This window comes from Ruegeria discodermiae, from assembly GCF_030758345.1.
GTDB lineage: Bacteria > Pseudomonadota > Alphaproteobacteria > Rhodobacterales > Rhodobacteraceae > Ruegeria_C.
Genome location: NZ_JAVAMO010000005.1, coordinates 141,775 through 167,306 on the forward strand (window position 1 = coordinate 141,775; position 25,532 = coordinate 167,306).

The 25,532-nt window shown below is 61.0% G+C and carries 27 protein-coding genes; 15 read left to right on the top strand and 12 right to left on the bottom strand.

The genetic code is table 11. The features are described 5' to 3' along the window. Positions 1-50 precede the first annotated feature (50 nt). From Q5Y75_RS13735 to Q5Y75_RS13745, 3 genes are all read left to right on the top strand, one after another. Positions 51-341, top strand: a complete 291-nt coding sequence (locus Q5Y75_RS13735) for a hypothetical protein (protein WP_306198284.1) — start codon at positions 51-53, stop codon at positions 339-341. Next, the gene (locus Q5Y75_RS13740; protein ID WP_306198286.1) at positions 313-1,014 is read left to right on the top strand and encodes a winged helix-turn-helix domain-containing protein; all 702 of its coding nucleotides are present in this window, start codon (positions 313-315) and stop codon (positions 1,012-1,014) included. Before Q5Y75_RS13735 ends, Q5Y75_RS13740 begins: the two co-directional genes overlap by 29 nt. A gap of 83 nt (positions 1,015-1,097) precedes the next feature. Continuing rightward, a complete protein-coding gene (locus tag Q5Y75_RS13745; RefSeq protein ID WP_306198287.1) occupies positions 1,098-2,675 on the top strand; it encodes a DUF427 domain-containing protein in 1,578 nt (525 codons plus the stop codon). A 46-nt stretch (positions 2,676-2,721) separates the two neighbouring features. On the opposite strand, the gene Q5Y75_RS13750 is transcribed toward Q5Y75_RS13745, so the two are convergent. The 6 genes from Q5Y75_RS13750 to Q5Y75_RS13775 form a co-directional block, all read right to left on the bottom strand. Further along, positions 2,722-3,462, bottom strand: coding sequence for a DUF1217 domain-containing protein (locus Q5Y75_RS13750; RefSeq protein WP_306198288.1), 741 nt, complete (start codon positions 3,460-3,462; stop codon positions 2,722-2,724). 47 nt (positions 3,463-3,509) lie between these two features. After that, positions 3,510-3,914 carry a flagellar biosynthesis repressor FlbT gene (flbT, locus tag Q5Y75_RS13755; protein ID WP_306198291.1) on the bottom strand — a complete coding sequence of 135 codons (405 nt, stop codon included), beginning with the start codon at positions 3,912-3,914 and terminating at the stop codon, positions 3,510-3,512. Between the two features lies 1 nt (position 3,915). Beyond that, on the bottom strand, positions 3,916-4,287 hold the full coding sequence (gene flaF / locus Q5Y75_RS13760; protein ID WP_306198292.1) for a flagellar biosynthesis regulator FlaF: 372 nt from the start codon (positions 4,285-4,287) through the stop codon (positions 3,916-3,918). A gap of 69 nt (positions 4,288-4,356) precedes the next feature. Further along, a complete protein-coding gene (locus Q5Y75_RS13765; protein WP_306198294.1) occupies positions 4,357-5,610 on the bottom strand; it encodes a flagellin N-terminal helical domain-containing protein in 1,254 nt (417 codons plus the stop codon). A gap of 202 nt (positions 5,611-5,812) precedes the next feature. Then, positions 5,813-6,160, bottom strand: coding sequence for a flagellar biosynthesis protein FlgN (locus tag Q5Y75_RS13770; RefSeq protein ID WP_306198296.1), 348 nt, complete (start codon positions 6,158-6,160; stop codon positions 5,813-5,815). Positions 6,161-6,164: 4 nt separating this feature from the next. After that, positions 6,165-6,449, bottom strand: coding sequence for a rod-binding protein (locus tag Q5Y75_RS13775; protein ID WP_306198298.1), 285 nt, complete (start codon positions 6,447-6,449; stop codon positions 6,165-6,167). Positions 6,450-6,560: 111 nt separating this feature from the next. Here Q5Y75_RS13775 and Q5Y75_RS13780 point away from each other — a divergent pair, with 111 nt between their 5' ends. The 8 genes from Q5Y75_RS13780 to Q5Y75_RS13815 all read left to right on the top strand — a co-directional run bounded on the left by Q5Y75_RS13780 (position 6,561) and on the right by Q5Y75_RS13815 (position 14,824). Beyond that, positions 6,561-7,928, top strand: coding sequence for a flagellar hook-length control protein FliK (locus tag Q5Y75_RS13780; protein ID WP_306198301.1), 1,368 nt, complete (start codon positions 6,561-6,563; stop codon positions 7,926-7,928). Further along, positions 7,925-8,608 (top strand): flagellar hook capping FlgD N-terminal domain-containing protein, encoded by a 684-nt coding sequence (locus Q5Y75_RS13785; RefSeq protein WP_306198303.1) that lies wholly within the window; start codon positions 7,925-7,927, stop codon positions 8,606-8,608. Before Q5Y75_RS13780 ends, Q5Y75_RS13785 begins: the two co-directional genes overlap by 4 nt. A 48-nt stretch (positions 8,609-8,656) precedes the next feature. After that, entirely contained in the window at positions 8,657-9,520 is an 864-nt protein-coding gene (locus Q5Y75_RS13790) for a phosphotransferase family protein (RefSeq protein WP_306198305.1), read from the top strand. Positions 9,521-9,685: 165 nt separating this feature from the next. Next, positions 9,686-10,786 carry an ABC transporter ATP-binding protein gene (locus Q5Y75_RS13795; protein ID WP_306198307.1) on the top strand — a complete coding sequence of 367 codons (1,101 nt, stop codon included), beginning with the start codon at positions 9,686-9,688 and terminating at the stop codon, positions 10,784-10,786. Between the two features lie 112 nt (positions 10,787-10,898). After that, on the top strand, positions 10,899-12,002 hold the full coding sequence (locus Q5Y75_RS13800; protein ID WP_306198309.1) for an extracellular solute-binding protein: 1,104 nt from the start codon (positions 10,899-10,901) through the stop codon (positions 12,000-12,002). 49 nt (positions 12,003-12,051) lie between these two features. Next, on the top strand, positions 12,052-12,342 hold the full coding sequence (locus Q5Y75_RS13805; RefSeq protein WP_306198310.1) for a DUF1330 domain-containing protein: 291 nt from the start codon (positions 12,052-12,054) through the stop codon (positions 12,340-12,342). Next, a complete protein-coding gene (locus Q5Y75_RS13810) occupies positions 12,339-13,610 on the top strand; it encodes an ABC transporter permease (RefSeq protein WP_306198311.1) in 1,272 nt (423 codons plus the stop codon). The genes Q5Y75_RS13805 and Q5Y75_RS13810 overlap by 4 nt, the downstream gene beginning before the upstream one ends. A 5-nt stretch (positions 13,611-13,615) precedes the next feature. Continuing rightward, positions 13,616-14,824, top strand: coding sequence for an ABC transporter permease (locus Q5Y75_RS13815; protein WP_306198313.1), 1,209 nt, complete (start codon positions 13,616-13,618; stop codon positions 14,822-14,824). Between the two features lies 1 nt (position 14,825). Here the strand turns inward: Q5Y75_RS13815 and Q5Y75_RS13820 are convergent, their stop codons facing one another. Both Q5Y75_RS13820 and Q5Y75_RS13825 read right to left on the bottom strand, forming a co-directional pair. Beyond that, complete coding sequence (locus tag Q5Y75_RS13820; RefSeq protein ID WP_306198316.1) at positions 14,826-16,136, bottom strand: lytic murein transglycosylase; 1,311 nt, start codon at positions 16,134-16,136, stop codon at positions 14,826-14,828. Between the two features lie 62 nt (positions 16,137-16,198). After that, positions 16,199-16,918 carry a helix-turn-helix transcriptional regulator gene (locus Q5Y75_RS13825; RefSeq protein ID WP_306198318.1) on the bottom strand — a complete coding sequence of 240 codons (720 nt, stop codon included), beginning with the start codon at positions 16,916-16,918 and terminating at the stop codon, positions 16,199-16,201. Between the two features lie 113 nt (positions 16,919-17,031). Here Q5Y75_RS13825 and Q5Y75_RS13830 point away from each other — a divergent pair, with 113 nt between their 5' ends. Together Q5Y75_RS13830 and Q5Y75_RS13835 are read left to right on the top strand one after the other, a co-directional pair. Beyond that, complete coding sequence (locus tag Q5Y75_RS13830; RefSeq protein WP_306198319.1) at positions 17,032-17,730, top strand: glutathione S-transferase family protein; 699 nt, start codon at positions 17,032-17,034, stop codon at positions 17,728-17,730. Further along, the gene (locus Q5Y75_RS13835) at positions 17,727-18,113 is read left to right on the top strand and encodes a DUF1801 domain-containing protein (RefSeq protein ID WP_306198321.1); all 387 of its coding nucleotides are present in this window, start codon (positions 17,727-17,729) and stop codon (positions 18,111-18,113) included. Before Q5Y75_RS13830 ends, Q5Y75_RS13835 begins: the two co-directional genes overlap by 4 nt. Here Q5Y75_RS13835 and rnr read toward each other — a convergent pair. The 4 genes from rnr to dapE are packed head-to-tail and all read right to left on the bottom strand — an operon-like array spanning position 18,104 to position 22,548. After that, positions 18,104-20,362 carry a ribonuclease R gene (gene rnr / locus Q5Y75_RS13840; protein ID WP_306198323.1) on the bottom strand — a complete coding sequence of 753 codons (2,259 nt, stop codon included), beginning with the start codon at positions 20,360-20,362 and terminating at the stop codon, positions 18,104-18,106. The genes Q5Y75_RS13835 and rnr overlap by 10 nt on opposite strands. A gap of 46 nt (positions 20,363-20,408) precedes the next feature. Beyond that, positions 20,409-20,984: a TIGR04282 family arsenosugar biosynthesis glycosyltransferase gene (locus tag Q5Y75_RS13845; RefSeq protein ID WP_306198325.1), complete on the bottom strand. Its 576-nt coding sequence runs from the start codon at positions 20,982-20,984 to the stop codon at positions 20,409-20,411. Continuing rightward, the gene (locus tag Q5Y75_RS13850) at positions 20,981-21,406 is read right to left on the bottom strand and encodes a GNAT family N-acetyltransferase (RefSeq protein WP_306198327.1); all 426 of its coding nucleotides are present in this window, start codon (positions 21,404-21,406) and stop codon (positions 20,981-20,983) included. The genes Q5Y75_RS13845 and Q5Y75_RS13850 overlap by 4 nt, the downstream gene beginning before the upstream one ends. Continuing rightward, positions 21,403-22,548 carry a succinyl-diaminopimelate desuccinylase gene (gene dapE, locus Q5Y75_RS13855; protein WP_306198329.1) on the bottom strand — a complete coding sequence of 382 codons (1,146 nt, stop codon included), beginning with the start codon at positions 22,546-22,548 and terminating at the stop codon, positions 21,403-21,405. The genes Q5Y75_RS13850 and dapE overlap by 4 nt, the downstream gene beginning before the upstream one ends. A 274-nt stretch (positions 22,549-22,822) precedes the next feature. Between dapE and Q5Y75_RS13860 the strand changes: the two genes are divergently transcribed. Then, positions 22,823-24,400 (top strand): Hint domain-containing protein, encoded by a 1,578-nt coding sequence (locus Q5Y75_RS13860; protein WP_306198330.1) that lies wholly within the window; start codon positions 22,823-22,825, stop codon positions 24,398-24,400. A 1-nt stretch (position 24,401) separates the two neighbouring features. Beyond that, a complete protein-coding gene (locus Q5Y75_RS13865; RefSeq protein ID WP_306198333.1) occupies positions 24,402-25,496 on the top strand; it encodes a Hint domain-containing protein in 1,095 nt (364 codons plus the stop codon). The last annotated feature ends 36 nt before the right edge of the window (positions 25,497-25,532 follow it).

The following is a 25,532-nucleotide window of genomic DNA, read 5'->3' on the forward strand; positions in this document are numbered from 1 at the left end:
GCGCCTTGTTGTTATTGAATAACCGCACGGTCGCACGCAGGATGAGCCTCATGAAACAGATTGCATTCCTGACCCTCATTCTGGCCCTGACCACCCTGCCCCGGTATGGTCTCGCCGCTGAATGTTATGCGGATTACAAAGCCAAGCAGGACGCCCCGCTGAAGCTGCATTACGGTGTGATGCAGGTTAGTGGCGCCTGTTCTGCCGCGCAGGCACAGAGTGAATTGTCGCAGCGCCTGTCCGCCAATGGTTGGACGCTGCTCAACGTGATATCCGTTTTCGGCCCCGATGGGCTGCAACAAAGGAAGGCTGATGCCGGACCCTACTATCTCCGTTTCTGAAACTCGGCGATCGGGGGCACGCCTCGTCGGGTTCGGGATCGCCGCCATCGTCGTGATCCTCGCCACCGCCGCGCTCTTCCTGATCCTGACCCTGCCCGATGCCAACGCCTTCAACGCGCGGGTTGAGAGGGTCTTTGTCGAAAACGATCTGACCACGCAGGCCGAGATCAAATTGCTCGAAATACTGGCGCAATCCGGCACAGCCTTTGGCGACACGCTGGCCAGCTACCGGGTGGTGATTTTTGTGCTACTTGTGTTCGCCAGCGCCATGCTGATCGCCGCACTGGTCTTTCTGGTCATGCTGACCCAGTTCAATCGCCGCATGGTGCAGATCGAGCGGGCGGGCATCCAGGTCAATTCGCTGCTGATCAGCCGCGAGGAAAACACCGTTTACCTCAACAACATGGATTTCAAACTGACCGCCGCAGCCATCGAAACCCTGTCGGTACTGGCCGAGGCGCGGCTGGATGACGACGTGCTGTCAGGTGCCGAGATCGAGGCGGTGATTTCGGGCCGCGACGCAAGCGATTGCGAAGAGGCCGCCGGCGCCACCCGCATCAAGCGGCTGCGCGATACGCTGGGCAACCAGATGGTCAGCGCATTGCTGGTCAAGAACATCGCGCGACGCGGTTATATGCTGGCCATCGAAAAAGACGTGATCCAGATGGTCTGAGCGACAAAAAACCGGTCTTCGCACTTGGATTCCCGCCCGTCTGCCCCCATCCTTATGGGCCTAGGCGACAGGGAGAACGAATTATGAACGTGCATGCCTCGCCGCAAGTTGACGGATACCGCATCGAGTTGCAGGAATTGTCGGGCCGGGTCACCCTCTGGCGTGACGATGTCGAACTAGCGTCAAGCACCCGCGCCAGGGTGATGTATGAAACGCGCCTGCCGCCGACGATCTATTTTCCGCGCGAAGATGTGAAGGTGCCGCTGAGCGCTACAACCACGTTGCAGACATTCTGCCCCTTTAAGGGAACCGCCACCTATAACGACATATTGCTGCCTGGCGAGACACTGCTCAATTCGGTCTGGGCCTACGAGGATGCGCTGCCCGAAAGCCGGGACATTCAGGGGTGCGTTGGCTTCATGCCCGAGGCCTATACAAAGGTCGATCTAGGTGACAACAGCCTTAGCAATAACAACGATGGCAACATCAGCGGGCCGCTGATCGACTGGTTGATGCGCGGGGCTTCGACGTTGAAAACGCCCGAGGATTTCACTCGCGAACTGGCGGAAAAGATGTGCGAACACGGTATCGCGGTTTCGCGGCTGAGCATCCTCGTCTGGTCGCTGCATCCGCTGATCGCCTGCAAACATTACATCTGGGACAAGGACGAGGACGAAATCTCGACCTATGCGCCCACCTATGAAATCTACGACCACCCCGCCTATCAGAACAGCCCGCTGCGCCATGTGTCCAACGGGGCGGGCGGGGTGCGTCAGCGGCTGACCGATACCCATCTGGAAAACTCATTCCCGATCATGGAGGATCTGCGCAGCAAGGGCGCGACCGATTATGTGGCAATGCCGATGCCGTTTTCGGATGGTCGGACCAATGTGCTGACCCTGACCAGCGATCATCCCGATGGCCTGACCACCGCCAATCTCGGGCTGGTGTTCGAATGTTCGACGGTGATCGGGCGCTATTACGAAGTCTTCATGCAGCGCGAAAATGCACAGGCGCTGCTAGAAACCTATGTCGGCAAACGCTCGGGCGCACGTGTGCTGGGCGGCGAGATCCGGCGCGGTGATGGTGACGAGATTGATGCGGCGATCATGTTCTGCGACTTGCGCGGCTCTGCCCGGCTGGAAGAACAGATGGAGCGGGACGCCTATATTGCACTGCTGAACACCTTCTTCGAGACCGTCTCGGGGGTGGTGCATCAACAGGGTGGCGAAGTTCTGAAATTCATCGGCGATGCTGTACTGGCGGTGTTTCCCGCAGGCGACGACGCCGAACTTGCGCGCCGCAACGCGCTGCGATCTGCGGCCGAGATTGTCGGCTGCGTGACCCGCGACAGCGTTGCCGAGACCGACCTCACCTATGATTGTGCCATCGGATTGGCCTATGGGCGGGTGACCTATGGCAATGTCGGCTCGCGCGAGCGGCTGGATTTTACGGTTATCGGACAGGCGGCCAATGTCGCTGCGCGGCTGGGGGATCACGGCAAGACCATCGGTCATCGCATCGTGGTCGCCGAAGATATGCTGGTGCCAGATTCGGATTGCCAGCCTTTGGGTGCGCTGCAACTGCATAATGTGTCCCAGCCGGTGGTGTCTTATGCCTACGCGCCGGAGGACGCGGCCGCCTGCTGCGCACAGGCATAGGCTGCGGGTTGGCGCGAACAGGCGGCGGAGGATGGCGGCGGCCCGGTCAGGACTGCAGCAGGCTGAGCGCGATTGCAGCCGGGGATTGCTGGCTGGCAAAAGACGCGATCTGCGACCGCGCCAGATAAAGATGCGTTGTCTTTTCCATCGCACCGGGGTCTGAAAGCTCGGACAGATCACTCAACCCGGTTGCCGAAGAAAACCGGTCCCGAAACACCTCGACCTGTTTGTCGAGATCAACCGAGGCAAAACTGCGGGGCAGGCCCAGCGCCGTTTCGAACATCGTCCGCAATGGTGGCAACCCGATGATGTTCAGCCATTTTGTGGTGTCGGACCCGTCGCCACTGGCAATTTCGGCCAGTTCATGTTGCGCATAAAGCGCGATGCGCATGGCCTCGTCACTTTCGCCAATCGCGGTCTCAAACGCCTGGGTTTGATATTTTCCCACCACATCTTCCATGAAAGCTGGCAACGAGGTTTTCGGAAAATCATTGGGTCCAAAACCAAAGGCATCGCTGAAAGCGCGGTAGCGTTTATCTGCCAGACGAATGGCCAGAGCATCCTGGGCCGAGGTCCCATCTTCGAGGATCTTCTGCACGAAAAACCGGTTGTTCAGGTCGGATTCGAGTCCGAAGGCACCAAGCGCTACTTTCAGCAGTGTTCGATCCGCAACCAGTTCCTGCGCTGAGGTTACATTACCGATTTCCTTCAGAAAGTGCTGCGTTTCCCGCTGCAATAGCGGCGAGGCAGAAAGGGCCTCGCGCTGCTGCGTCTGCGTTCTTTGCAAGAACTGCCATCCGGCAATCCCGCCTAGGGGAACGACCGGGCGAAAGCTCACTGCTGGCGCAACGCCAGCACGCGGTCTTCACGTGGCAACAGCGCCCTCAAGGCCTTCAGACAGCGGTAATGATGCTCGCCGATCAGCGCATCCGTGGCCTCGGCCAGGGCCGAGCGACTGTCATGGTCGGTAAAGACCTGGCTCAATTCCTCGATCCGGCACAGCAATGCCTGTCTTGCGTCATCCGGATCGCAATCGCCGGACAAAACCAGTTGCAACGCGTAACAGGCCCGCCGGACCGGGGTCGTGGCATCAGTCGGGTGGATCGCATCCCGCAGGCGCAGGATATTCGCATCGGGCGTGACGATGGAAAGCCGCCCGCGCCGGTCCCCATTCTCGATCACCGCACCGTTGATCAGCACCCTTTCCTTGGGGGCGAGTTTCAAAACAAGGCCCGCCATATCAGGACGCCCCGCTGCGCAGCCCGCGCAGGATGGACGTGTTGACCTCAAGTAGCGGCACGACGCTCGCCTTTCGGACCAGGACAAGGCTGGTGTGATGGTCCACGAACTCGGCGAGGTAGAACAGACGCGCCCGCAGATCGGTGGGCAAGCCATTTTCGGGGCTGGCCACATCACTGGCGAAAACCGTCCAGAGCCGCTTGTTGTCATGCAAGGCATGAGCAAGCTTGGGGTAATCCGCGGCGTCACCTTCCGCAGCGGCGCGAATGCGGTGCGTGATCCGTGCGAGTGTTTCATATTCCGTATCTCTCGGAGTGCGGGTCGCGGCCGAATTGCTCGAATAGGCCTGTTGGGCAGTTGCAAGCGCGTTCACTGTCGATCCTTACCTGATGATGTTCTGAGAAAAGCGACCGGGGCGGAAGCCGCCCCGGCCGTCAGAGGTTTAACGGAACAGCGACAGGATCGTCTGCGGCGCCTGGTTGGCGATCGACAGCGATTGAACCGCCAATTGCTGCTGGGTTTGCAGCGCCTGCAGCCGGGCAGAGACTTCTTCCATATTGGCATCCACCATCGCGCCGATTCCCGATTTCAGCGAATCGGACAGGTTGCTGATGAAGTCCTTCTGGGTGGAAATCCGCCCCTCGACCGAACCAAAGGCCGCCGATGCGTCGATGGCGGTCCCGATCAGGGTTTCAACGGTGCCAAGAGCCGCGCTTGCCCCGCTACCGGTCGAGACATCGATCGACGAGAGTGCGCCCAGCCCACCGGATCCGGCATTGGTGTATTGCGCGGTGATCACAAGATCCTGATCGGTGCCGTTGGTAAACGAGATCGTGCCAGCCGTGCCGGAATCATAATCAACGTCCAACGTGCCCCCTGCATCCGCAATCCCCAGCGAATCAATCTGGGTCTTCAACGCCGTGGCAACGATGTCACCTGTGGTGGTCGACGCCGCATCTTCTGCCGTCACGGTATAGGAAACGGACTGATCGTTGATGTTCACCGTAATCTGATCACCGGCAGCAAAGGTACCGGCCGCCGAAGCAGGAGGACCAGCAACTGCAGCGCCAGCCTCATCTGTGACAAGGTCGGCTGTACCGCCGCCGCCATTGAGGCTGAATGCAGCGACATCACCAAGCCCCGACACACCCTGCGATCCGGCGAAAACGTTCTTTGCCGCATATCCACCTGTCGACAGGTTCTGTCCTGCCACATTGATCGATGATGGCGTCACACCACCCGTCGAATCGCGATCCAAAGACGCCAGAAACGAGGTAGAAGTGGTCGAGCCATCGACTAGGTTCAGCCCGTTGAACTGAGCTGCGCCAACTACGGTGCCGATCTGATCGCGCAGCGCCACAACGTCGGCCTGGATTTTAGCCCGATCAACGTTCTCTTCTTGGGCCGCAACGATCTTCCCCTTCATCTGGGTCAGCAGATCGGTAATGGTCTCCGACGCGTTCCTCGCAACGGACACCGACGATTCACCAAGGCTCAGACTGTCCTTGATTGCCTTGAAGCCCTGTACATCAGATTCCATGACCTTCGAAATCGCCCAGACCGCCGAGTTGTCTTTGGCATTGGCGACCGATTTGCCGGTCGAGATAGCGTTCTGGGTGGCACCCAGGTTCTTGTTGACCATTTTCAGGGTCTGCAGCGCAACCATTGCGCCGTTGTTCGTCAGAATGCTGGACATAGCATATCCTCTCTATGCGGGCATTTGCCCGGTTCACGTCACCCTTGCGGGTGGTTTGAAAACGTCTTTCTGACGGGTGCGGCATCCGGGAACCGGAGTGTCGCGCCACCTTCGGAAGGTGCGCTGCAACATTCGCCCGGGATGTCCTAATGCTTTGCTAAACCCGGCACACGGAATGGATCGACTTTGAGACAAACCTGCCTCAAGCCCGTTTCTCCATTTTCGAGGCCTCGCCCGGTTCGTGCTGCAGGCGCTGCCCGGCCTTGTCATAAGTATCAAAGCCCGACTGAAGCCGCTTAAGCTCTGACAGACGCTCGACAACAGACTTCAGTCCAGCCAGCGCCGCATCAAAAAGGGCCCGATTCTGATCCGCCTTGTGTTTGATGATATCCAGATCCGCGACCGCTGCTGCACCCTCTCGCGCGACCTCGTCCAGCAGTGATTCTTTTTCGGGCACCAAAGCGGCCACCTGATCAAGCGCCCCCGAGATCAGCAACTGACGCTCCTGATCCAGCAGTTCATTCAGCTTCATTAGGGCTGATTTCCGCATTTGCTTACCCCTCATGATCGGCCACCAATCCCTGCAGCAGAATCTCCGTCAGGCCGATCCCGCCAGCGCGCGTGATCTGAAGCGCCTGTTCGCGCACCAGCATCGACGAGAATTGATCCTCGCCCGCACCGCCACCAAAGGACTTGCGCGCAGACCCAAAGCCCGCCGATTTCAGCATTTCGGCCAGAAACGTCGCCTCCATCTGTACCGCCGCCTCTTTCGCCGAGGCGCGTGACTGCGGTGGTCTCGACGAGTCGTGCCGAACGGTGTGCAGATTTGCAGCGTCCATTTTCATTCCCTCAAATTGACAGCGTCTTTTCCAGACTGGCGCGAAAGCGTTAAAAAAAACGCAACCGAATCCAGTTCACTGTCGTCGGCGACAACAAGGGTCTGGTGCAACATGCTGATAGAAAGTCTGACGTCGCTCACCGCTGGCACTCCCGCAAGGGCCGGAGTTAACAGCTCTGGTTCACCCAACTCGGGTGCGGCAGATTTTGCCGATGCGGTGGCCTCGGTGCCTCATGGCGAGGCTGGCGAAGAGAGCCCAGAGGCTACCTCAAACCCAGATACGCCACCGGATAGCGACCCCGAAGCCGAAGCGAGACCGGAAGATACAGCAGCAACGGTGGAGCAGAGCGAACCCACGCACGCGGGTTCAGAACCGGAAGCGGCATTTGCCGCCTCGCAAGCAGAAGACGCAAAGGCCGAGCTGCGTCTGCGCCACGACATCGCGCCCGACCGGACCGACACCAAGCCAGGGGCAACCGGACGGGATGCTGTCACTGGCGGAACCGCGCCACTCTCCCCTCATGACCCCGCATCCACAGCTAGGGCGCAAGTTCACCCTGATGCAGTTCGAAAAACCGGGAGTGAGCGCCTGACAAACCCAGCTTTCGGAAAGTCTGATGAAACCGCGCAAGCAGCTTTGGCCAGGGTCCCGACGGAGGAAGCGCGCGCGCCACATAGCGCAAGCTTGGACAAGCAGCGTGTGTCGGCTTTGACGGGAACCGCATCAGGATCAAATAGCGCAATCTGGCTTGCGCAGACCGCAAAACCTGCGCCGGTTCCAGAGGCGGGCAGCGGGGCCCAGACACCGCGCGAGGCGGCAAACGCCCCGGCCCCTCAGATTGCCCTGCGCCAGGCTCAGGTCTCGCAGGCCGCTCAGAACCCGGGCGAGATGGTGGCTGACCAATCCGGCCCGGCGTTCCCGACCCCGTCCGAAGCCATGTCACCGGACGGTGATTTGCCAACCAGGCCGATCTCATCTGTGCGTGAGGACCTGTTTCCGGCCCAAACCCGCCTGGAGGCCGCGAGCCTTGGATTAGAGCTTGCGCGCGACATGCCAAAGCCAGCCCAGGCTGAGACTGCGCGGGCAATCGCCGCACAAATCAACGATGTCCTGATAAGACGCGGCAATGGCAGCTTCGAACTTGCGCTGCGCCCCGAAGAGTTGGGTCGCGTGCGGGTCCTGATGAAGCCCATCGAGGGTGCCATGACGCTGACAATCATCGCGGAACGACCCGAAACGCTCGACCTGATGCGACGCCACATCGACCAGCTTGCCTCGGAGTTTCGGGACATGGGCTATAGCGCCGTGCATGTCGATCTGTCCGGGGCTGGGGATGGCAAGGGCGACAACCAGACCGGACATGGCCCGGATGCAGGCGCATCAGGTGATGACGGTGATCTGGCTGCGCCAGCGCCCGAAGCCAACGCGTCTACGCCGATGATCCATGATCTTGCAATCGGATTGGATATGAGACTGTGACCGAAACCACACCCATTTCAAACGCCTCGTCATCGCAGAACAAACCGGTGGCCAGCACGGCGAGCGACCCCTCGGCGCTGGCGTCCGACTTTGAGACCTTTCTCAAGATGCTGACCGCGCAGGCCCGCAATCAAGATCCGCTGGAGCCGATAAATTCCTCGGAATACGCTGCCCAGCTAGCACAGTTTTCGATGGTCGAACAGCAGGTGCGCACCAATGAGACGCTATCGGAGTTATCCGCACTTCTTGGCGGGCCACAGATGTCGCAGCTGTCCGGGTGGATCGGGTCAGAGGTTCGCGCACTGGCTCCGGCATATTTTGATGGCGATCCGGTGCGGGTCTCACCCCCGCAGAATGATCAGGCAGATAGCGCCATTCTGGTTGTGCGCAACGGATCGGGGGACATTGTTGACCGGCAATCGCTGCCCGTGAGTCACCGAACCGCGATCTGGAACGGTCTGGATTCGAATGGCCTGCCGATGGCAGCCGGGCAGTATTCTTTCTCGGTCGAACACTATCGAGGTGTGGACCTGCTGAGCGAGGAGAGCGCGGCGACCTATAACCGGGTGAGCGAAGCGCAGCTTGAACGTGACGATGTGATCTTGATCCTTGAGGGCGGACAGGCGATTTTGGCGCCACTGGTCACCGCGGTTCGATCCGGCGACCCGCAACCTCTCTAGGGTTCGTCGTGACCGGGCGCGCCCCTCTTGCCGGAGTTCGCCCACCCGATGCCACGAGACGACCCGCCCCAAGACCTACAGGCCGATCTACTCCGCCGTGGGCTGATGGCACGCTCAGTCAGGTTCGAGCCTTTGCAGGGTGGGCGTACGAATAAGGTGTGGAAGCTGGTCGGGCCGGGGCCGGACCGGGTGCTGAAGCTCTATCAGCGGACGCGTCCCAACCCGCTTTTCGGCAATGATCCAGAGCTTGAAGCGCTGTGTCTGAACGCCCTGGCCCCAACCGGATTGAGCCCGAAATTCCGTGCTTCGGGCGACATCCCGAATGCTGTGTGGGTGCTTTATGAACATGCGGCGGGAACCCCATGGACCTCGGATACAGCCTCGGTCGCCGGGTTGCTTGCCAAACTTCACACGCTCCGCCCTCCGATTGCTTTGCCTAAAGGGTGCAATGGCAGCGCCGATCTTGACGCGACCACGCAGAGAATTCTGTCACTCTGCCACTCGTCCGAGCGCGCGCGGCTTCTGGACCTGAAACCGTCTGGGAACGTGCGCGCCACCGCCGCCACTTGCCTGATCCACGGCGATCCGGTGGCTGGAAACATTCTTGTGAACGGCGCGTCGCTGGTTCTGATCGACTGGCAATGCCCGGCCATCGGTGACCCAACCGAGGATCTCGCGTTGTTCCTGTCGCCCGCCATGATGCAGGTCTATCGCGGCGCACCGCTCAGTCCGGATGAAACCTGCGCCTTTCTCGCAGCCTATCCGCACCAGCAAACCACCGAGCGATATGCGGCTTTGAAGCCCTGGTTCGCCTGGCGCATGGCTGCCTATTGCCTGTGGCGCGCTGAAAACGGCTCGCAGGAATATGCGCAGGGCCTGGCTCTTGAATGCGCCAATTTGGGCACGGACTGACCCTGCACGTCCAAAACCGACGACCCGACCTGCGACCTGCTGCAAGGCGATGCAAATCCAATCAATCCACCCGCACTCTGTCGCAATTGTGTTGCATAAAGCGGGATTGCCCGCTTAACCTTGCGGGAAAGGCGGCAAAGACCGCAAAAAACTGGGGAGTTTGCTTTGGCTGCATCAAACAGCAACGACGCGTTCGTTGAATTCGAACGCGTCCAGAAAAGCTATGATGGCGAAACGCTTGTCGTCAAAGACCTGAACCTGACCATGCCGAAAGGCGAATTCCTGACAATGCTAGGGCCGTCGGGGTCCGGCAAGACCACCTGCCTGATGATGCTGGCCGGATTTGAAACCGCCACCCATGGCGATATCCGGCTGGGCGGAATCTCGATCAACAACATCCCCCCGCACAAACGCGGCATCGGGATGGTGTTTCAGAACTACGCCCTGTTTCCGCATATGACCATCGCAGAAAACCTCAGCTTTCCGTTGGAAGTGCGCAAATTGGGCAAATCCGAGCGCGAAGAGAAGGTGAAACGCGCGCTGGACATGGTTGAGATGGGCGCTTTTGGCGGTCGCAGACCGGCCCAGCTATCGGGGGGTCAGCAGCAGCGTGTCGCCTTGGCGCGCGCGCTGGTGTTCGAACCGGAACTGGTTCTGATGGATGAACCACTGGGCGCTTTGGACAAGCAATTGCGCGAAAAGATGCAGTTCGAAATCACCCATCTGGCGCATAATCTCGGGATCACCGTGGTCTATGTGACCCATGACCAGACCGAAGCGCTGACCATGTCAGACCGCGTTGCCGTGTTCAACGATGGTGTGATTCAGCAACTGGCGCCACCCGACCAGCTCTATGAATCGCCCGATAACAGCTTCGTCGCGCAGTTCATCGGCGAGAACAACACGCTTGAGGGGCAGGTCAAGGAAATCGCCAACGGCATTGCGGTGGTTCAACTAGACGATGGAGAATTGATCGACTGCAAGCCGGTCAATGTCGATAAACCCGGCGAGCGGACGCGGGTGTCGATCCGGCCCGAACGCGTCGAATACAACAAGGACCGCCTGAGCGACGGTGCCCATACCCTAAAAGCCGAAGTACTTGAATTCATCTATATGGGCGACATCTTCCGCACCCGGTTACGGGTCGCCGGAAATGACGAATTCATCATCAAGACCCGCAACGCGCCCGATCAGGTCCGCTTGCAGCCGGGACAGCAGATCGAAATCGGCTGGCTGCCCGAAGATTGTCGCGCGCTGGACGCGTGACACCCCTTTTGTCGTATCCGGGCATCCGGAGCGATGAACATGGAAGCCGGAATTCGAGACCCCGTGCGGCCGGTTCCTCCAGAGCAAGAACGGGAAAAACTGGGAGAGACTAATGACACTCACGAGAACTCTTCTCGCCACCACAGCCCTGAGCATGACCGCTGGTCTGGTCTCGGCGGAAGACATGGCGAATGAGATGACGATTGTAAGCTGGGGCGGTGCCTATTCCGCATCACAGCAAAACGCCTACCATACGCCCTATTCCGAGAATACCGGCGTGACCATCATCAATGATGAAAGCTCGGCCGAAGCGGTTGCCAAGCTGCGCGCCATGAATGAGGCGGGCAATGTGACTTGGGATGTGGTCGATGTTGTCGCCGCCGACGCAATTCGTCTGTGTGACGAAGGCCTCGCGCTGGAAATCGATCCCGACACGCAATTGGCGGCAGCCCCCGACGGAACACCGGCTTCCGAAGATTTCGGCGACCTGCTGGTCAGCGACTGCTTCATCCCGCAGATCGTCTATTCGACCACCTTCGGCTATCGCACCGACCTGGTGGGAGACACCCCGCCCACCGAGATCTGCGCGGTGTTTGACACCGAGACCTATCCGGGTAAGCGCAGCCTGGAAAAGCGCGCCATCAACAATATGGAATGGGCGCTTCTGTGTGACGGGGTTGCCAAGGAAGACGTCTACGACGTGCTGGAAACGCCCGAAGGACAAGAACAGGCTCTCGCCAAGCTCGATACGATCAAGGATGATGTGATCTGGTGGTCTGCCGGTGCCGATACGCCACAACTGCTCGCCGATGGCGAAGTGGTCATGGGCTCGACCTATAATGGCCGACTATTCAGCGTGATCGAAGAGCAGAAACAGCCCGTTGCCATGCTGTGGGACGCGCAGATCTTTGATCTGGATGGCTGGATCATCCCGACAGGTCTGAGCCCAGAGCGTCAGGCACGCGCGCTTGATTACATCATGTTCGCGACCGACACCCAGCGTCTGGCAGATCAGGCCAAATGGATCTCCTACGGTCCGGCGCGCGCCTCGTCTGCGCCTTTGGTCGGTCAGCATGCCGATCTGGGCATCGACATGGCACCGCATATGCCGACTGATCCCGAGAACGCCAAGAATACGTTCCTCTACAATTACGAATTCTGGGCGGATTACCGCGACGATATCGAAGCCAAATTCCAGGCCTGGCTAGCCAAGTAAATCCAAAGCGGGCCTGACAAGGCCCGCTTTGCCGATCAGGGGAAAGACTATGCCCAAAGGATACCTCATCGCCCATGTAACGGTCACCAACCCGGACGCCTATCAGGAATACGTCCGTCTGGACACGCCGATCCTGCACCGTCTGGGAGGGCGGTTCGTGGTGCGCGGCGGGCAGAGTGAAACATCCGAAGGGTCTAGTCTGGACCGGCATGTGGTGATCGAGTTCCCCTCTTACGAGGCTGCTAAAGCCGCCTATAACGACCCCGAATATCAGAAAGTGGCCGAGATCCGGCGCGCCAATGCCGAGAGCGTCGTCATTTTGGTCGAAGGTGCAGAATGAGCGATATCACCCAATCAGGTCCCGTCCTTGCAGCCGATGGCAAGCCGCTCAAGCATAGTCTGAACCGTGCGCTCCGGCGGCAGAAAATGCGGGCGATGGCCCTGATCCTGCCGCTGCTGGCCTTTGTCCTGCTCACCTTCATCGTACCGATCGGACAGATGCTGTTCCGCTCGGTTCAAAACGATATCGTGCAAAATACGCTGCCGCAGACGGTGATCGCGATCCAGGACTGGGATGCGACCAGCGGCGAAGCCCCCGACGAGGCCGCCTTTGCCGCCCTTGCCGCCGACTTCAAGATCGCCGTTGAAAACAAGACCCATACCCGTGTGGGCAGTCGCTTGAACTATGAGACCCCCGGTATCTCGTCGCTGTTCAGAAAGGCCGGACGAAAAGCCAAGCGATGGGACCTCGAAACCGATGGGCCCTTCAAGGAACAGTTCCTTGATATCGACGAGGATTGGGGTGACCCCGCAATATGGCGCACGATCCAGAAATTTTCACCCCCGGTCACCAGCGGGTATTTCCTGAATGCCGCCGATATGCAGTTGGGCGATGACGGTGTCGAGTTCCGGCCCGAAAACCAGCAGATCTATATCACGCTGTTCAAACGAACGCTGTTCATGTCGCTGGTCATCATGGGGGCATGCATCCTGCTGGGCTACCCGGTGGCCTGGCTGCTGGCAAACCTGCCCTCTGCCAAGGCAAATGTGTTGCTGATCCTGGTGCTGTTGCCGTTCTGGACCTCGCTGCTGGTGCGGACATCGGCCTGGAAAGTGATGTTGCAGCAGCAGGGCGTGATCAACGACACGCTGGTCTGGCTGGGCCTTGTGGCCGACGAGTCACGGCTGGTGATGATCAACAACCAGTTCGGCACGATCGTGGCGATGACCCATATCCTGCTGCCCTTCATGATCCTGCCGATGTATTCGGTGATGCAGACCATCCCGCCCTCCTACCTGCGCGCGGCAAAGTCGCTGGGCGCCACCAACTGGACCGCCTTCTGGCGGGTCTATTTCCCGCAATCGGTGCCGGGCATCGGGGCGGGCTCGATCCTGGTCTTCATTCTGGCCATTGGCTACTATATCACGCCCGAACTGGTTGGCGGCACCAAAGGTGTCTTCATCTCGAACCGGATCGCCTTCCACATCTCGTCATCGCTGAACTGGGGGTTGGCCGCCGCGCTTGGCACCATCCTGCTGGTCGCGGTCCTGATCCTCTACTGGGCCTATGACAAGATCGTCGGCATCGACAACGTAAAGCTGGGATAACCGGAATGGCACTTACCCCCGTCACACCAAGCTCGACCTCGTTCACCGCGAGCACAACCGCCGTCGCCGGTGCCATTGCGGGCTTGCTTGTCGGCACCTCCCAGGGCAATGCGTTTCTGGGCGTTGTCATCGGCGCGGCACTGCTGGCTGCAGTTACCTTTGTGGCGCTGCAGATGCGTGAGCGCGAAAAACCCGTCCGCTGGATCATCCTCACCGGGTTCGCGCTGGCCGGGTTCCTCATGGGCGGGCTGTCCGCCGGGATCATCGGCGTGCTGTTCGGCTGGTTCTTTGGCTGGTTCATCTTCTGGATCGGCGAAACCCGCTACCGCGCGACGCTGGTGCCCTATCTGACACCGGGGCAGGTGCTGTGGCATTACGGCTTCCGAGTGATCTGCGGCGCGATCTTTGTCTTTCTGATCACCCCCATTCTGGTGGTGCTGCCGCTGTCCTTCAACGCGCAGGATTTCTTTACCTTTACGCCCGAGATGCTGCGGCTCGACCCCGAAGGTTATTCGCTGAAGCACTATCGCGATTTCTTCACTAATCAGGACTGGCAGCGTTCGTTCCGCAATTCGCTCATCATCGCGCCCATCGCGACAGTGATCTCGGTCACGCTGGGCACGCTAGCCGCCATCGGCCTCAGCCAGAGCCATGTGCCCGGACGCCGCGCGATCATGGCCATCCTGATTTCGCCGATGATCGTGCCGCTGATCATCTCGGCCACCGGAATGTTCTTTTTCTACTCGCAGATCGGTCAAGTTCTTGAGAACAATCTGGGCCTTTCCAAGACATTTGTTGGATATGTGAAAGTCGTATTGGCCCATGCGGTACTGGGTATCCCCTTCGTCATCATCACCGTGACCGCCACGCTGGTGGGCTTTGACCGGTCGCTGACGCGTGCAGCCGCAAATATGGGTGCAGGGCCTGTCACCACCTTCTTTCGGGTGCAGATGCCGTTGATCCTGCCGGGCGTGATCTCGGGCGGACTCTTTGCCTTCATCACCTCATTTGACGAGGTGGTCGTGGTGCTGTTTGTCGGCTCGGCCCGGCAAAAAACGCTGCCCTGGCAGATGTTCACTGGCCTGCGCGAGCAGATCTCACCAACCATTCTCGCGGTGGCGACGATCCTTGTCGTGATCTCCATCGCGCTGCTGACCACGGTCGAACTGCTACGCCGCCGGTCTGAACGGCTGCGTGGCATCACCCCAAGCTGAACTAGCGCAGGCGCTCCAGCAGCCGGGGTGAGGCGTAGCCGTCCGGCACAAGCCCATTGGCCGTCTGGTAGGACCGCACGGCATTGATGGTCAGCGGCCCAACCCGCCCATCGATCTTCTGCGTGTCGAACCCTGCCCCGGTAAGACGGCGCTGCAACTCCTTACGTTCCGAGAAAGTCAGCGCGCGGTCGCCGCGCGGCCAGTCTGCTGCGATCACCGGGCCACCTGCAATACGATCCGCCAGATACCCGACTCCGATCACATAGGCATCGGCGGTATTGTATTTCTCGAGCACCGCGAAGTTGTCAAAGACCATAAAGGCCGCGCCCTGAGACCCCGCAGGCAGCAGGATCGACGCCTCGCCGTGATCGGGCACCGGCTTGCCGGATACATCCACCACACCTGCCGCCGCCCAGTCAGACGGAAACCGGGTCAGGTCGCGGCGCGCTTGGGCATAGTCGAACCCTTTGGGCAAACGCACCTCGACACCCCAGGGCTGCCCCTCGGTCCAGCCGAACCCGGCCAGATATGCTGCCGTCGAGGCCAGCGCATCACGCGGATCGTCGGACCAGATATCGCGTTTGCCGTCACCGGTGAAATCCACCGCGTAGCGATGGTAGGAACTGGGCATGAATTGCGTATGCCCCATCGCTCCGGCCCAACTGCCTTTCATACCGCGCGCGGACACATCGCCGGCTTCGAGAATCTGCAGCGCCGCCACAAGCTCTGCCTCAAAAAACGCCGATCGGCGCGTGTCATGGGCCAGCGTGGCCAGCGAGCGGATCGTGTTGTTGCTACCGCGAAACGCGCCGAACGAGCTTTCCAGCCCCCAGATCGCGGTAACCACCTCTTTCTCGACGCCATAATGCGCTTCGATCTGCGATAGCGCTGTCGCGTGTTTGGCCAATGCCGCGCGCCCGTTCTTAACCCGCGAGGTCGAGACCGCGCTATCGAGATACTGCCAGATCGTTTTGCTGAATTCCGATTGGTTGCGGTCAAGCCGCACCACATCCGGGTCGATGGTCACATTGGCAAACGCCACGTCGAGCGTTCCGGCACTGATACCCTGCTCCAGCGCCCGGCCACGAAAGCCCGATAACCACAGCGCGAAGGGATCATTTGACGCGGCCACCTGCACAACCTCCCGCCCGATCTCGGGCGCGGGTCGGGCCACGGGCCGCAGCGATGTGGTAACCGAGGCCAGTTGAAAGGATGCCTGTTTGTCGGGGTCATGTGGCGCTTCCGCCGACGCATGTGTTGACCCAAATGCCGCCATAATGGTTCCGACGGCGCCCGATTTCCAGTTTATCATCTGAATTATCCCGTTTGCCTGCTCGCGAGAAGTGTACCGCGAAACCGGCCATGGACAAAGCATCAGTCTGCGGTTTTGCAATCTTCCGCTGTCTGGAAGGGCTGGGCACGCAGATACGCCAGCGCATCGCGCAACAACGCAATGCGCCTGGGACGGAAGGATTGGCCAGTCAAAACCAGATCACGCATGCGGTCCAGCCGAAAGACCCGAAAGTCGCGGCGCAGGTGGCACCATGCGATCAACACGCTGGAGCGGTCCATATAGACGATCGACAAAGGGTCGACGCTGCGCTCGGTCTGACTGCCATGCACATCCGTATAGCCGAACGCCACCGATTGCTCGTCCCACGTGGCTTGCCGCAGGATGCCCACGTCGATGCTGGGCGGTGCTGGCCGGTCGAACCGGGTCGCCGTCAGCACCGCATGGCTCAGTCGATGGGATTGCCGCGCGGGCAGACGGCCCTGCAGCTTGCGCAGCGCGTGTGAGGCAGCCGAGGACAGCGCCGGATCGCCGATCTGTTCGACCTCACGCAGCCCCAGAACCAACGCCTCAAGTTCGTCATCGGTGAAGCCCAGCGTCGGCAGGGTCGCGTCCTCAATCAGGGTAAAGCCGAACCCCGCCTCGCCATCAATCACCGCCCCCAGCCCACGCAACGCGTCGATATCGCGATGCACGGTTCGCGGCGACACGTCCAGATCCTGAGCGAGCTGCACCGATGTCCGAGGCGCCGGGCCAGAGCGCAGAGCCTGCATCAGTTGAAAAAGGCGGGCAGTTCGGGACATCGGGCTGCGCAACTCCGCATGCTGGGATGATCGAGATTACCTTATGCCTGATGTCAGAAACTGTCATCAGGTTACTCTACACCTGCCGGTATGACCCGTTTTGGAGTGCCTCGATGTTGACCCTGCTCACCTACCCCGCCGCGTTCGGCCAGTTCAGCGCCAGCCCGTTCTGCGTCAAGGCAGCCTATATGCTGCACCTTTCGGGGCAGTGCTGGCAGCGCTCTGATCTGCTGAACCCTGGCAAGATGCCCCACCGCAAGCTGCCGGTGCTGCGCACGCCGCAGCGGCTGCTGCCCGACAGTGACGGCATCCGTGGCTGGCTCGAAACGCAGGGCACAGATTTCGACGCCGGGCTGAGCGATGTGCAAAAAGGCCAGTCCCGCGCCCTGTGCCGGATGGCCGAAGATCACATCTACTTTCACATCGTGCTGGACCGCTGGGGCAATGATCAGGTCTGGCCGATCCTACGCGAGACCTTCTTCGGCGAAGTTCCGGCCCTGATCCGGGGCCTTGTCTCGGGCGCGGTGCGCGAGTCGGTACTGAAAGGGCTCGACAGTCAGGGCGTCGCCCGCTTTTCCGAGCCGGAGCGGCTGGACCGGGTCGAACAGGACCTGCAGGCGATCAGCGTGTTTCTGGCGGACAGCCCCTTTTTGCTGGGCGAGGCGCCCAGTTCCGCCGATCTGAGCGTTGCACCCATTCTGGGCGCCATGCGCGCCACGCCTATCGAAACGAAACTGCGTCTGCGCATTGCCAATGACCCGCTTCTTGCGGGATATGTGGATCGTGTGGATCAGACGATTGGCTTGCCGTGACACAATTTCAATCCCCCAAGGTCGAGGATGCCTTTGCCGCCTTCCCCCCATCGGCGCAGGACGGCCTGCTGCGGCTGCGTGATCTGATCTTTGATACGGCGGCACAACTGCCGGAGCCTGCGACGCTCAGCGAAGAGCTGAAATGGGGTCAGCCCGCCTATCTCACACGCAAAGGCACAACGATCCGGCTTGGCGTCCCGAAACAGGCGCAGTTCGGGCTGTTTGTACACTGCCAGACGCGGTTGATTTCGGAGTTTTCCCAGACCTTTCCGGGCACCGACCGGATTGAGGGCACCCGCGCAGTGCTGTTTGATGAGGTGGGTGAGATTTCACCCGAACGGCATGGCTGGCTGATCGCCCGCGCGCTGACCTATCACGTCTGACGGCGTTTGCGGGTCAGTTTACGCTCCAGCTTGTCGCGCTTTCTCTTGCTCTTGACTGCATTGCGCCGCGCGCCACGCCCGACAGGAGCCCGCGTGCGCGGCATCGCCTGATCCTCGATCGACAGCAGTTCCAGCTCCAGCCCGCCGGTCACCGGTGTGGCTTGCGCCAGTCGCACGCTCACCCGCCGGCCGATGGCGATGATCAGCCCGGTATCCGACCCCATCAGCGTCCCCGCCTCACGGTCGAAATGGAAAAACTCGCGCCCCAGAGAGCGCACCGGCACCAGCCCGTCCGCGCCGGTCTCATCCAGCTTCACGAACGCCCCAAACCGCGCGATACCGCTGATCCGACCGGTGAATTCATTGCCCACCCGCTCGCTCAGATAGGCGGCCAGGTAGCGGTCGGTGGTGTCGCGCTCGGCCATCATCGAGCGGCGCTCGGTGTCTGAGATGTGGTTGGCGGTCTCTTCCAGCCGGTCGATCTCGTCCAGTTGCAACCCGTCTTTGCCCCAGCCATGGGCCGAAATCAGCGAGCGGTGCACGATCAGGTCGGAATAGCGCCGGATCGGCGAGGTGAAATGCGCGTAATTCCTGAGCGCGAGGCCGAAATGCCCAAAATTTTCAGGACTGTAATAGGCCTGCGCCATCGATCTGAGCGTGCTGAGATTGATCAGTTCCGCGTCTTCGGTTCCCGCAGCAGCGTTGAGAAGCGCATTCAGATGTCGCGTCTGCAACACCTGCCCCTTGGCTAGGTTCAAGCCCGCCGCCTGCGCCGTTTCGCGCAAAGATTCCAGTTTTTCGGGCGCGGGCTCCTCATGCACCCGGAACAGCAGAGGCGCGCGTTTGTCGATCAGCGTTTCGGCGGCGGCCACGTTCGCCAGAACCATGAATTCCTCAATCAGCTTATGTGCGTCCAGCCGGTCGCGGAAGGCCACGCTTTCCACCTGACCGTCGTCATTCAACACGATCTTGCGTTCGGGCAGGTCCAGATCCAGCGGTTGGCGCGCCTGACGCGCCGCGACCAGCGCCTTGTAGGCGGCGTAGAGTGGTTTCAGGACCGGCTCCAGCAGCGGCCCAGTGCGGCCATTGGGATCGCCATCAATGGCCTCCTGCACCTCGCCGTAATGCAGCGAGGCGGCAGAGCGCATCAGCCCACGCACGAAGCGGTGCCCGATCTTGTTGCCCTCCGCATCGATCTGCATCCGCACCGCGATACAGGCACGCGGAACGCCTTCATGCAGGGAACAGAGGTCACCCGACAGACGGTCGGGCAGCATCGGCACGACGCGGTCGGGGAAATAACTGGAATTGCCGCGCTTGCGCGCCTCGCGATCCAGCGCACTGCCGGGGCGCACATACGCCGCCACATCGGCAATCGCGACCCAGATCACATGGCCGCCGGGATTCTCGGGATCATCATCACCATGAGCATAGCAGGCGTCGTCATGATCGCGCGCATCCGCCGGATCGATGGTTAACAGGGGCATGTCGCGCAGATCTTCGCGCCCGCTCAGGCCCACGGGTTTGGCCTTGTCGGCCTCGGCGATCACCGCATCGGGGAAATCATCAGGGATGCCATGCTGGTGGATTGCGATCAGCGACACCGCCTTGGGTGCGCTGGGGTCGCCCAGCCGTTCGACGATACGCGCCCTGGGCAGACCCAGCCGCCCCTTTGGACCGGCCTGTTCGGCCTCGACCAGTTCGCCATCCTTAGCGCTGAGCGTCGCACCATCGGACACCAGCCAATCGGTGCCCGACGCCTTGTCGATCGGCACGATCCGCCCGCCCTCGGCACCTTTGCAGAAGACGCCCAGAACCCGGCGCGGGTTGGTACCGATCCGGCGGATCAGGCGGGCCTCGTAGTTGTGGTCTTCTTCATGCACGACGCTCAACCGCGCCAGAATGCGATCACCCTCGCCCAACGCCGGATCAGAGGCGCGCGGGAGGATCAGAACCACTGGCTCGACCCCTTCGCCATGCCATTCCAGCGGGCGCGCAAAAAGGTCTCCATCGTGGTTCGGAGCCTTGACCTGCAGAACGCTGACCGGGGGCAGCCGGTCAGGGTCGCGATAGGTCTTTTTGCGCTTCTCCAGATGACCCTCGGCCTCAAGCTCTTTCAGCACGCGCTTGAGGTCGATCCGATCAGTTCCCTTGATGCCAAAAGCCTTGGCGATATCGCGTTTCGAGGTGAGGGTCGGATGCGCCGAGATCCAGTCGAGGATCTCCTGCTTGGAGGGAATTCGCGTCATGCCCTCGGCCTAGCACGGCCAGATGGCAACGTCATGGACAAAACGATCAGCCTGTCAGATCAGCCACCGTATCCACATCGCGCAAGCTGTCGATCAGTGCAATGCGCTGACCCGGCAGCGTGGCGAGCGTGTCCTGCAACGCATCAGCGCTGGACCAGCGGACACCATCAAAAACCGTGGGCGGAATCGCCGCCACCCGCCGCGCGCCCACCAGCCAGTAGCCGCCATCGGGGGCCGGACCAAAAACCCAGTCCCGATGGCCCAGCGCGCGGAAGGCACGGGCAATATGAGCGCGGTCTATACCCGGAATATCAGCGCCGATCACGCAGACTGGACCGCGCGGCATCACTCGGAGCATGCGCCCCATCCGCACGCCCAGATCGCCGCGCCCCTGCGGCGCGCGCGACAGATCAGCGGGCCAGATACGGCTTTGCATGCCCTCGCGGTCCGGCGAGACTGCCAGCACGATCCGCCAGCGCGGGTCGCGCAGGCGGCGGATCAGGCGGCGCGTTTGATGCCGGAACCACCATGCCGCGCCGACCATGCCGATATCGCGACCCAGCCGGGTCTTGACCCGGCCCGGGCGCGGTTCCTTGACCATGATGACCAGAGTAGGCCTCACGGGAGTTCCATTACCATGTCGCGGTGATCCAGGCCTGCATCGAGATAGACCGGCCCGACGGCGCTAAACCCCAGCTTTTCATAGAACCCGATGGCCGTGACCTGCGCGCCCAACTTCACCTTGGTGATCCGCTCCTGCGCCTGTGCCACCTTGACGGCGTGCCGGACCAGCGCCGCGCCAAGCCCGGTGCCGCGTGCCTGTGCCAGCACACAAAGCCGCCCGATCTTGGCGAGGTCATCCTTGAAGACCACGCGCGCCGCACCGATGGGATGCGCGCCCTCGCGGGCGAGCAAATGCACGGCAACCGCATCCAGTTCGTCCTGTTCCAGATCGACCGGTATGCCCTGCTCTTCAACAAAGACCGTATGGCGCAGCGCGAAACAGGGGGCCGGGTTTTCGACCACCTCTAATTGGAAACTCATGCAAAATAATCCCGCAGGATACGCGCATAGACCTGTTTGAGCTGTTCGATCTGCGCCACCTCGACGCATTCATCCACCTGATGCATGGTGCGCCCGACAAGGCCGAATTCAACCACCGGGCAGTGGTCCTTGATGAAGCGCGCATCCGAGGTGCCGCCAGTGGTGGACAGCACTGGCGCAACTCCGGTTTCCGCCTCGACCGCGCGGGCCACCAGATCGGACAGCGCGCCGGGTGGGGTCAGAAAGCTCTCGCCCGAGATTTTCACCTTTATGTCGATAGTAACGTCGAAGTCCTCGGCCACGCGATCGGCTTCGGATTGCAGCCACTCGGTCACGCTGGCCCCGGAATGCAGATCGTTGAAACGGATATTCACCGCAGCAGCACCTTGCGCCGGGATCACATTTGTTGCCGGGTTGCCGGTGTCGATGGTGACAACAGCAAGGGTCGAGGCATCAAAATGGTCGCTGCCCTGATCCAGCTCATGACTAGCAAGCCGGTCGATCAGTCGCGCCAACGCCGGCAAAGGGTTCCTGGCCCGGTGCGGGTAAGCAGCGTGCCCCTGCACGCCGGTCACCGTGAACCACGCCGTCATGGAGCCGCGGCGGCCGATCTTCATCATCTCGCCCATCCGGTCGGGACAGGTCGGTTCACCCACAAGGCAGACCGACATGCGCTCGCCTTCTGCCGCCATATGGTCCAGCAACGCGGTGGTGCCGTCGATAGCATCGCCCTCTTCATCGCCGGTGATTGTCAGGATGACCGCACCATCCGGCGGCGCATCTTGCACTAGGTCAATCGCGGCGGCGACAAAGGCGGCGACACCCGATTTCATGTCCGTTGCGCCCCGGCCATAAAGCACTCCGTCTTTCACCTCGGCCCCAAAGGGCGGCATGGTCCAGGCGGCCTCGTCCCCCACCGGCACCACATCGGTATGGCCATTGAAACCAAAGGTTTTTTCATGGCCCTTCCGCCCCCAGCGCGCAAACAGGTTGCTTACGCCACCCCGATCCACACGCACGCAGTCGAACCCGGCAGAAGACAGCAGATCATCCAGCAGTTTCAACGCACCACCCTCAACAGGTGTGACCGAAGGACACCGGATCAGATCAGCGGTAAGCTTTACGGCATCGGTGGTGGTCATGGGCCCTCGCGGTGTCTGCAGTCGCTTTGCTCGCGACACAATTGTGACGAAAAAGTCGCGCTGCCAACCCCAAAAGGCGGAAATCCGCTTATCAAAAACCCAACACCTGTGTTAACGAAGGGTTAATAAATGACCCGAGGCAGGGCACCGAGCACAAAAGCCGCAAAAGGCTGCAGACAGGCGTAACCGCGCAATAGACGCGGCGCGATTGTTTTATGCGCAGGCATAGCCTGTGACGGCGCACTGCTTCCAAAACGACGGGTTTGGGCAGTAGATGGCGACCGGGGCGGAGCTCGACTATCAGACAAATGCCAGCGCATTGGCGATGGCGCAGGCAATATTTGGCGATGGCACGACCGTGGTCAGCGCCAGCTATACAGGCGATAACCGATCATCGGCGATCTACGGAAACGGGGACGCGCTGGCACCGGGGGCCACGCCGGGCGACGGCGGCGTGATCCTGTCGACAGGGCGCGCCACCAGTTTCACCCGATCCTCAGGCGATCCAAACGTATCGACCCGGACCAGCACCAATACCAGCGGCCCAAACGACAACCCCGACTTCAACGCAGCTGCCGGTGCGCGCACCTTCGACGCCTCGTTCCTGGACGTCTCTTTCATCCCGACCTCGGAATACATGTCGATGCAATTCGTCTTCTCCTCCGAGGAGTACCCCGAATTCCAGAACTCGATCTATCAGGATTTCGTCGGTGTCTGGGTCAACGGCGCGCAGGTCGATCTGAGCGTTTCAGGAGGCGGAGACGCCGACCCCGGAAACATCAATAGCAATTCCAACCAGAACCTGTTTCTGGACAATAGCAACGACGACTTTAACACCGAGATGGACGGGCTGACCGTCACCCTGACGCTGACGATGAACGTCATCCCCGATCAGGTGAACACGATCCGCATAGGTGTCGCGGATGTGTCGGATAACCGGTACGATTCCAACTTGCTGATCGCGGCCGACAGCGTTCAGACCGAGCTTGTGGCGCTTGCCGATACGGTCAACGTGAACCCGAACGGGCGCAACACGGTCGACGTTCTGGCGAATGACCATAACCCCTCCGGATCGACCCTGACCATCACACATATCAACGGGCAGGCGGTTACTGCGGGCAGTACGGTGACGCTCAGCACCGGGCAGACGCTGCGGCTGAATGACAACGGCACCATCACCGTTTTTGGCGATGGCGATGTCGAGGATTTCAACTTCACCTACACGGTGACGAACGGCACCAACGAGGATGTCGGCTTCGTCAATGCCAGCTCAATTCCCTGTTTTGTCGCGGGTACGCTGATCACCACTCCCGAGGGCGAAGCTCCCGTTGAAACGCTGACGCCCGGTGATCTGGTGATGACCCGCGATGACGGCCCGCAACCGCTCAGATGGGCGGGCAGCCGCGCGATCGAGGCGTCGGGTGATCTGACCCCGATCCATATCCGGGCCAACACCTTTGGCAGCCATGGCGACCTGATGGTGTCACCGCAGCATCGCGTTCTCGTGCGCGACAGCCTGGCAGAGCTTCTGTTCGGTGAGGCCGAGGTGCTGGTTGCTGCAAAGGATCTGGTCAATGGCCGCACGGTAACATGGCAGCCCGGCGGGGCGGTCACCTATGTCCATCTGATGTTTGACCGCCACCAGGTCATCTATTCCGAAGGCCTGCCAACCGAGAGCTTCCTGCCCGGCCCGCAGACCACCAACCTGTTCGAGCAGCACCTGATCGATGAGATCTGTACCATCTTTCCGGAACTCGACCCGCAAACCGGCCTCGGCTACAGCGCCGCCGCACGCCGGACGTTGAAAGCCTATGAGGCACAATTGCTGATTTCCGCAGAGAGAGCCGCGTGACATGACCTGGATTGCCCTAACCGACACCGAAACGCAGCTTTTCTCAGCCGCCGGCCTGGGGGCCGATCCTGTAGCGCCCGACCTGATCGGAAGCGAGGATGACGATCTGCTGGCCCGCGGCACGCTGGTGTTTGAAACCGCGATGCCCGAGACTGCGCGGGCCTATACACTGTTTCACTACAATCGCGAAGGCGACTGGCCCTTTCATCTGTCCCTTCAGGCAATCCCTGGCCGCGGGCTGATCTTCGTGCTCAATCAGGGCGGCTCGGTGATCCACCAGAGCATGACATTGCCCGATACAGGCCGCATCGACCTGTTGCGCCTGTCCTATAGCTGGGACGCCCCAGCGCGCCGGGCGCAACTGGCGCTGGAGCAGCATGATCGGGAACAGGTGCTGATACAAGACATCGCCGGACCCTGCCCGCTGCGGATCGGCGACCTGCGCGCGCTGTTTCAATACGGACCCCACCGTTTTGCCGCGCCTGAAACCGTCTTTGCCGCGCTGTCGGACAGGATCGAGCCCGTAGGTCCGCTGCCCTCCATGCATCCCGAAACACCGATCGCCACTCCGCTGGGCTATCGCCCGCTGCGTTCCCTGCGCCGCGGCGATACGGTGATCAACTCACGTGGAGAGGTCGTGCCGGTCCTGCACCGCCTGACCCGAACCGTACCCGCGCGCGGCAGTTTCAGCCCACTTTCGATCCGCAGTCCTTATTTTGGTCTGGATCAGGATATCGTGGTCGCCCCCTCGCAACGGCTGCTGCTGTCGGGAAGTGAGGTGGAGTACCTTTTCGGCAAGCAATCCGTTCTGGCGCTGGCCCATCATATGACCCAGGGCCGCGCGGTGACACCCGCGCCCTGGGGTCCGCTGGTGACCTATTCACAGCTGCTGTTGCCTGGCCATGACGCGGTGCTGGCGGCAGGCTGTGCGCTGGAAAGCCAATTCCTCGGCCGCTTGCACAGCAAGCCGCGCCTGTTGGCGGCCAGCCTGCTCTGCGGGTTGGAGCGTAGCCGACTTCCAGATCATGGAACCGCTCGCATTCCGGTGCTGGGATCGTTTGATGCCCGCGTCTTGGCCGAACGCCGCGCCGCCTGACCAGACGGACGCATCTTGTGCCAAACCGGTCACCTG

Excerpts from the sequence above, each read along its gene's own strand:
- Q5Y75_RS13740 (WP_306198286.1), top strand. The coding sequence starts at position 313 with ATGCCGGACCCTACTATCTCCGTTTCTGAAACTCGGCGATCGGGGGCA.
- Q5Y75_RS13805 (WP_306198310.1), top strand. The coding sequence starts at position 12,052 with ATGCCCAAAGGATACCTCATCGCCCATGTAACGGTCACCAACCCGGAC.
- Q5Y75_RS13745 (WP_306198287.1), top strand. The coding sequence starts at position 1,098 with ATGAACGTGCATGCCTCGCCGCAAGTTGACGGATACCGCATCGAGTTG.
- dapE (WP_306198329.1), bottom strand. The coding sequence starts at position 22,548 with ATGACCACCACCGATGCCGTAAAGCTTACCGCTGATCTGATCCGGTGT.
- Q5Y75_RS13810 (WP_306198311.1), top strand. The coding sequence starts at position 12,339 with ATGAGCGATATCACCCAATCAGGTCCCGTCCTTGCAGCCGATGGCAAG.
- Q5Y75_RS13815 (WP_306198313.1), top strand. The coding sequence starts at position 13,616 with ATGGCACTTACCCCCGTCACACCAAGCTCGACCTCGTTCACCGCGAGC.
- Q5Y75_RS13830 (WP_306198319.1), top strand. The coding sequence starts at position 17,032 with ATGTTGACCCTGCTCACCTACCCCGCCGCGTTCGGCCAGTTCAGCGCC.
- Q5Y75_RS13780 (WP_306198301.1), top strand. The coding sequence starts at position 6,561 with ATGCTGATAGAAAGTCTGACGTCGCTCACCGCTGGCACTCCCGCAAGG.
- Q5Y75_RS13850 (WP_306198327.1), bottom strand. The coding sequence starts at position 21,406 with ATGAGTTTCCAATTAGAGGTGGTCGAAAACCCGGCCCCCTGTTTCGCG.
- Q5Y75_RS13860 (WP_306198330.1), top strand. The coding sequence starts at position 22,823 with ATGGCGACCGGGGCGGAGCTCGACTATCAGACAAATGCCAGCGCATTG.
- Q5Y75_RS13765 (WP_306198294.1), bottom strand. The coding sequence starts at position 5,610 with ATGTCCAGCATTCTGACGAACAACGGCGCAATGGTTGCGCTGCAGACC.
- Q5Y75_RS13820 (WP_306198316.1), bottom strand. The coding sequence starts at position 16,136 with ATGATAAACTGGAAATCGGGCGCCGTCGGAACCATTATGGCGGCATTT.
- rnr (WP_306198323.1), bottom strand. The coding sequence starts at position 20,362 with ATGACGCGAATTCCCTCCAAGCAGGAGATCCTCGACTGGATCTCGGCG.
- flbT (WP_306198291.1), bottom strand. The coding sequence starts at position 3,914 with ATGGCGGGCCTTGTTTTGAAACTCGCCCCCAAGGAAAGGGTGCTGATC.
- Q5Y75_RS13865 (WP_306198333.1), top strand. The coding sequence starts at position 24,402 with ATGACCTGGATTGCCCTAACCGACACCGAAACGCAGCTTTTCTCAGCC.
- Q5Y75_RS13790 (WP_306198305.1), top strand. The coding sequence starts at position 8,657 with ATGCCACGAGACGACCCGCCCCAAGACCTACAGGCCGATCTACTCCGC.
- Q5Y75_RS13800 (WP_306198309.1), top strand. The coding sequence starts at position 10,899 with ATGACACTCACGAGAACTCTTCTCGCCACCACAGCCCTGAGCATGACC.
- Q5Y75_RS13735 (WP_306198284.1), top strand. The coding sequence starts at position 51 with ATGAAACAGATTGCATTCCTGACCCTCATTCTGGCCCTGACCACCCTG.
- Q5Y75_RS13825 (WP_306198318.1), bottom strand. The coding sequence starts at position 16,918 with ATGTCCCGAACTGCCCGCCTTTTTCAACTGATGCAGGCTCTGCGCTCT.
- Q5Y75_RS13770 (WP_306198296.1), bottom strand. The coding sequence starts at position 6,160 with ATGCGGAAATCAGCCCTAATGAAGCTGAATGAACTGCTGGATCAGGAG.
- Q5Y75_RS13775 (WP_306198298.1), bottom strand. The coding sequence starts at position 6,449 with ATGGACGCTGCAAATCTGCACACCGTTCGGCACGACTCGTCGAGACCA.